Source organism: Staphylococcus simulans (genome assembly GCF_003043455.1).
GTDB lineage: Bacteria > Bacillota > Bacilli > Staphylococcales > Staphylococcaceae > Staphylococcus > Staphylococcus simulans_A.
In genome coordinates this window covers 1-6114 of sequence record NZ_PZGG01000091.1, presented here as the reverse complement: position 1 = coordinate 6114, position 6114 = coordinate 1, and the positions used below count along the sequence as shown (strand labels likewise).

Below are 6114 nucleotides of genomic sequence, written 5' to 3'. Positions count from 1 at the left end.
CATGTACAGGGGCGCTTTAAATCAGTAACAGATTTAATTTGTGGTTGATTTAAAGTGGAACATGTTGAATACAAGGGGGGATTGGTTATGCGTCATTCACATCAAACAACTTTTCGCATACCGGGACGTCTGACATTCTTTTCAGAACCAAAGAAACAAAAACCTTATAACTTAGGCCAGCTCATCGGCTTAATTTTAGGACCTGTACTCTTTGCGTTGATTTTAATGTTTGTACATCCTGAAGGTTTATCACATCAAGGGGTTTTCGTCTTAGCCAGTACTGCATGGATTGCAGTGTGGTGGATTACAGAAGCAATTCCTATTCCGGCAACTAGCTTAATGCCGTTAGTGCTGATGCCGATAGGGCACGTGATGGATCCTGCACAAGTCACATCTGAATATGGAAATGATATTATCTTCTTATTCTTAGGTGGGTTTGTGTTAGCAATTGCGATGGAAAGATGGAACTTACATACGCGCGTAGCATTAATTATTATTAATAGTATCGGAACAAGTACTGGGAAGATTTTATTAGGATTTATGTTAGCCACAGGCGGATTATCGATGTTTGTATCCAATACAGCAGCGGTAATGATTATGATTCCAATTGGTTTGGCGATTATCGCAGAAGCGAAAGCTTTGAATGATAAAGAGCATCATAAACATAATTTATCTAAATTTGAAAAGTCATTAGTTCTGGCAATCGGTTACGCAGGTACAATAGGCGGTATGGGAACTTTAATCGGAACGCCACCGCTAATTATTTTGAAAGGACAATACCATACAGCATTCGGTGAAGAAATCAGCTTTGCGAAATGGATGTTGATTGGTATACCGACAGTTATAATTTTACTCTTCTTAGCTTGGGTTTATTTGCGTTTTATCGCTTTCAAACAAGAGTTGAAACATCTGCCTGGCGGTGATGATTTAATTAAAACCAAGTTGAAAGCATTAGGTAAAGTAACGTTTGAAGAGAAAGTTGTTTTCACTGTCTTTACCACAGCAAGTATTTTATGGATTATCAGAGAGTTTTTACTCAAGCAATGGGGACCGACTTCGCTTGTACAAGATGGTACCATTGCGATGTTCGTGTCAATCTTATTATTTATTATCCCGGCTAAAAACAATAAAAAATACAAACGTATTATTGACTGGGAAGTTGCGAAAGAATTACCATGGGGCGTACTGATTTTATTCGGTGGCGGTTTAGCTTTAGCCAAAGGTATTTCAGAGAGCGGCTTAGCAAAATGGTTAGGTGCACAATTGACAGCACTAAATGGTGTCAGTCCTTTATTGATCGTGATTGTGATTACCATATTTGTGTTGTTCTTAACAGAAGTTACGTCTAATACAGCGACTGCGACAATGATTTTACCAATTTTAGCAACGCTATCTGTCGCAATTGGCGTACATCCATTATTATTAATGGTGCCAGCTGCGATGGCTTCAAACTGTGCTTACATGATGCCAGTTGGAACACCGCCGAACGCCATTGTCTTCGGAACAGGCTTGATTTCTATCAAGAAAATGGCAAGTGTCGGTTTCTGGGTCAACTTAATCAGTGCAGTACTCATTATATTAGTAGTTTACTTCTTAATGCCATTTGCATTAGGTATAGATATCAGTGAACCATTAAAACCACTTAAATAATATTAAAGGAGATAGGCTAAAGTATTGTACTTTAAACCTATCTCCTTCTTTTATGTTCATTTAAATTATGAGTTAAGTGTTGTCGGTTGATAGACGTGCGAAAGGTTACGACGTTTGATTTGCGCACGTTTTAGTTCTGGTTGATCTAAATACAGACCATTAATATCATGTAACGTTAATGCTTGTGATGAATCAAATTGATTTTCAGCAATTAATACATCTTGATGTTGTGTATTAAAGTAACCACGAATATGAATCGCATCTTTAGTCATAGGACCTTCAAACTGGTTATTAATGATATAAAGTTCACGCCCGCCTTGTGGTCCCATGCATTGTCCAGTATGCACATCCGCTGTATTTTTATCATCTTTTGAACCTAAGAAACGAATACCACCTGCACAATTTAAGAAATGATTATCCATAATATATAAACCATTTGCTTTAAAAGGGGTTAGCACAAAATCTTGTGTTTGATGGAAAGTGTTACGATAAATGAAAATATCATGATAGAACTGATTATGACGTGTAGCATGTGAACCGATTGCACGATTCCAACTTTCAAAGCCTGGCGTTTCTGAAGGTCCAAAGTAGCATTCAGAAATCATAGTGTTTCGTGTAATGGTACCATCTCTTGTACCGAATTTAGGGAAGGCGCCCGGTACTTGAATGTCTAATTGAATGGCTTCAGAAAAGCTGCGATCACCATGAATATCTAAAAAGCCTTCGAAGCTACATCTAGTGATTAATGTATTTTCAACGCCGCAAGCATCGATTGCGTGCCCGCCGACGACATCTTTGAAGCGGATATTATACAATACAAGACTTTGTGCGTGACCTAAGCACATCGCGGTATTGTTATCTGGGACACGACTGCCGTTCATATCAAACGTACCGCCGATAATCGTAATGTGACTATTGCCTGTATAGCCGTGATAAAGTCCGTTTCGTATGCCGTTTTTAAGCAAGGCATCTTTACCATGGCGTTTAATAATGGCTTCTTCATGTAGGAATAATGTCGTACCTTCATAAATCGTTAAGGCACGTTTAACATGAAATTCTCCTTTCGGCACAAAAATCATACTACCTGGATGTTGTTTCGCGAGATTTAATGCGTGTTGTAATGCTTTTGTGTCTTTATGTTTATTTTGACCTGTCAATCCGAATTCAGTAGGGTATATCAACATGGTTTTGACCTGCTTTCTTTATTTCATTGTTTGTTTAAAACGGGGCAAACTCGATAATTTATCTAAATTAGGTTATCCTATTAATTAACAAGATATCACAAAATTGGGGGTAACGCATTATGGCAAAAAAAGCTTTAATTGTTGTAGATTATTCATATGATTTTGTCGCGCCGGATGGAAAGTTGACTTGTGGAGAACCTGGACAGGCGCTGGACGGTTTTATCGCAGAACGTATGGAAGCGTATGATAAAGAAGGGGAAGCGATCTTTGTCATGATGGATCTGCATTATGAAAACGATTCGTATCATCCAGAAAGTAAATTATTCCCGCCGCATAATATCGAAGGTACATCAGGAAGAGATTTATACGGTAAAGTTAAAGATGTTTATGAAAAGATTGAATCACATGAACACGTGCATTATTTAGATAAACGTCGCTACGATTCTTTCTTTGGTACACCTTTAGATAGTTTATTACGTGAACGTGGTATTACTGAAATAGAAATTGTAGGCGTATGTACAGATATTTGTGTACTGCATACAGCTATTTCCGGTTATAATAAAGGGTATGCGATTACTATACCGACTAAGGGTGTCGCATCATTTAATCCAGAAGGACATGACTTTGCGTTAGAACATTTTAAAAATGTCTTAGGTGCAAAGGTAGAATAACAGAATAGAGTCGTGATAAAATAGGATTAAATAGGTATGAATTACAATAATTAATGACAAGGAGTGTCTCAGGACATGGAAAGTACTTATATTTTCGGGCATAAAAGTCCAGATACAGACGCAATCAACTCTGCCATCATTATGGCTGAATTTGAACAATTAAACGGCAATACTTCTGCGAAAGCATACCGCTTAGGAGAAGTAGGCCCTGAAACGCAATATGCTTTAGATTATTTCAAAGTTGAAGCACCAGAATTATTATCAGATGATTTAACAGGGAAAGATGTTATTCTAGTAGACCATAACGAATTCCAACAAAGTGCAGATTCAATTGAAGGTGCAAACATCCGCCACGTTGTGGATCACCACAGAATTGCTAACTTCCACACTGCTGGTCCATTATGCTACCGTGCTGAACCACTAGGCTGTACAGCAACAATCTTATACAAAATGTTCAATGAAAAAGGCTATGACATCAAACCAGAAATTGCTGGGTTAATGTTATCAGCAATTATTTCAGACAGCTTATTATTCAAATCACCGACTTGTACAGAACAAGACAAAGATGCAGCAAAAGCATTAGAAAAAATTGCTGGTGTAGATGCACAAGAATATGGTTTAGAAATGTTAAAAGCAGGTGCTTCTACATTAAATAAAACAGCTGTTGAATTAATCAATGCAGATGCAAAATCATTCAACATGGGTGATTACACAGTACGTATCGGTCAAGTCAACACAGTAGACTTAAATGAAATTTTAGGTCGTCAAGCTGAATTAGAACAAGCTATCACTGAAACATTAAATAACGCTGAATATGATATTTTCGTATTAGTTGCGACAGATATTCTAAACAGTGATTCAGCAATTTTAGTATTAGGTGAAGACAAAGATAAAATTGCACAAGCATTCGGTGTTGAGTTAGACAATAACACAGCGTTCTTACCAGGTGTAGTATCTCGTAAGAAACAAATTGTACCACCGATCACTGAAACATTATCATAAGCAGTTAGATACTGTTTATACATGAATATAGATTAAACTGGAATGGGTTAAGATGATAAACAAACAAGCATTCGTTATATCATCTTGCTTTTTCCAGTTTTTTATTTTAAATTTTGATAATTGAAGCGTGTATAAAAGTAATAAAATGATTATAAAAGATTAAAATTAGGGTAAAATTGAGTAACAAGCATAATTGTACGAAAGGAGTTAGAGAACCTTTGAAAACAATCGAAGAAAAATTTAAAGACTGCCAAGGGTATTTTAAAACGAATATCACTAAAGATATTAAATACCGCAGAAAACAACTAAAATCATTGAAACATGCGATTAATAAATATGAAAATCAACTTTTAGCTGCACTGCATTTAGATTTAGGAAAAAATAAAGTAGAAGCGTATGCGACGGAAATCGGTATGGTATTAAAAAGTATCAGTGCCGCTCGTAAAGATATACATAAATGGGCGAAAACGAAACAAGTGAATACGCCGCTCTATTTATTCCCATCTAAAAGTTATATTAAAAAAGAACCATTAGGAACTGTTTTAATTATCGGACCTTTCAACTATCCGGTTCAATTAGTTTTTGAACCTTTAATCGGCGCAATTGCGGCAGGAAATACAGCAATTATCAAACCTTCAGAACTGACACCGAATGTGGCTTCGGTAATTACTAAAGTGATTGAAGAAGCATTTGAATCTGCTTATATTACTTCCGTTGAAGGCGGTGTTGAAGAAACACAAACATTGTTAGAACAACCGTTTGATTATATCTTCTTTACAGGTAGCGAACGTGCCGGACGTATTGTATATGAAGCAGCAAGTCGACATTTGACACCTGTAACGTTAGAACTTGGTGGAAAATCACCAGTCATTGTTGACGAGACAGCTAATTTGAAAGTCGCAAGTGAACGTATTGCGTTTGGTAAATTTATCAATGCGGGTCAAACATGTGTGGCACCTGACTATATCTTGGTTCATGAGTCAGTGAAAGCAGACTTAATTAAAGCGTTACAAGGTACTATTAAAGAATTTTACGGTAAAGAACCGGATAAAAGTGAAGATTTCGGACGTATTTTGAATGATAAGCATTTTGAACGCTTGCAGACATTGATTAATGAGAATCAAGAAAAAGTCGTTATCGGCGGTGAAACGCATGAACCTTCACGATATATTGCGCCAACGGTATTAGATAACGTTACTGCGCAAGATTCGGTGATGGATGAAGAAATATTCGGGCCTATTTTACCATTGCTTACGTATCAAACATTTGATGAAGCGGTAGAATTTATTCAAGCTCGTAAACGTCCGTTATCACTTTATTTATTCAGTGAAGATGAAAATAATACAGATCGTGTGTTGAATGAACTGTCCTTTGGTGGCGGTGCTATCAATGATACGTTAATGCAGTTAGCGAATCCTAATCTGCCGTTTGGCGGCGTAGGTGCATCTGGTTTCGGTAAGTATCATGGTAAATATTCGTTCTATACTTTTACACATGAGAAATCATATATTTATAAAACAACGCGTTTAGAATCAGGAATAATCTTCCCACCATATAAAGGGAAATTCTCCTATATTAAAAACCTATTCAAATAGGAAAGATAAACA

General features: G+C 36.7%; 5 protein-coding genes. 4 read left to right on the top strand and 1 reads right to left on the bottom strand.

All coding sequences use genetic code 11. The features are described from left to right. The first annotated feature begins 87 nt into the window (after positions 1 to 87). Positions 88 to 1650: an SLC13 family permease gene (locus tag BU038_RS11600; RefSeq protein ID WP_107606150.1), complete on the top strand. Its 1563-nt coding sequence runs from the start codon at positions 88 to 90 to the stop codon at positions 1648 to 1650. Positions 1651 to 1715: 65 nt separating this feature from the next. Here BU038_RS11600 and BU038_RS11595 read toward each other — a convergent pair whose 3' ends face one another. Continuing rightward, positions 1716 to 2834 carry a glycosyl hydrolase family 28-related protein gene (locus BU038_RS11595; protein ID WP_107606149.1) on the bottom strand — a complete coding sequence of 373 codons (1119 nt, stop codon included), beginning with the start codon at positions 2832 to 2834 and terminating at the stop codon, positions 1716 to 1718. Positions 2835 to 2953: 119 nt separating this feature from the next. Between BU038_RS11595 and BU038_RS11590 the strand changes: the two genes are divergently transcribed. From BU038_RS11590 to BU038_RS11580, 3 genes are all read left to right on the top strand, one after another. Further along, positions 2954 to 3505: a cysteine hydrolase family protein gene (locus BU038_RS11590; RefSeq protein ID WP_107606148.1), complete on the top strand. Its 552-nt coding sequence runs from the start codon at positions 2954 to 2956 to the stop codon at positions 3503 to 3505. A 75-nt stretch (positions 3506 to 3580) separates the two neighbouring features. Beyond that, positions 3581 to 4507, top strand: coding sequence for a manganese-dependent inorganic pyrophosphatase (locus BU038_RS11585; protein WP_107606147.1), 927 nt, complete (start codon positions 3581 to 3583; stop codon positions 4505 to 4507). Positions 4508 to 4725: 218 nt separating this feature from the next. Further along, complete coding sequence (locus BU038_RS11580; protein ID WP_107606146.1) at positions 4726 to 6102, top strand: aldehyde dehydrogenase; 1377 nt, start codon at positions 4726 to 4728, stop codon at positions 6100 to 6102. The last annotated feature ends 12 nt before the right edge of the window (positions 6103 to 6114 follow it).

Coding starts and splice junctions, on each gene's coding strand:
- BU038_RS11600 (WP_107606150.1), top strand. CDS start 88: ATGCGTCATTCACATCAAACAACTTTTCGCATACCGGGACGTCTGACA.
- BU038_RS11595 (WP_107606149.1), bottom strand. CDS start 2,834: ATGTTGATATACCCTACTGAATTCGGATTGACAGGTCAAAATAAACAT.
- BU038_RS11590 (WP_107606148.1), top strand. CDS start 2,954: ATGGCAAAAAAAGCTTTAATTGTTGTAGATTATTCATATGATTTTGTC.
- BU038_RS11585 (WP_107606147.1), top strand. CDS start 3,581: ATGGAAAGTACTTATATTTTCGGGCATAAAAGTCCAGATACAGACGCA.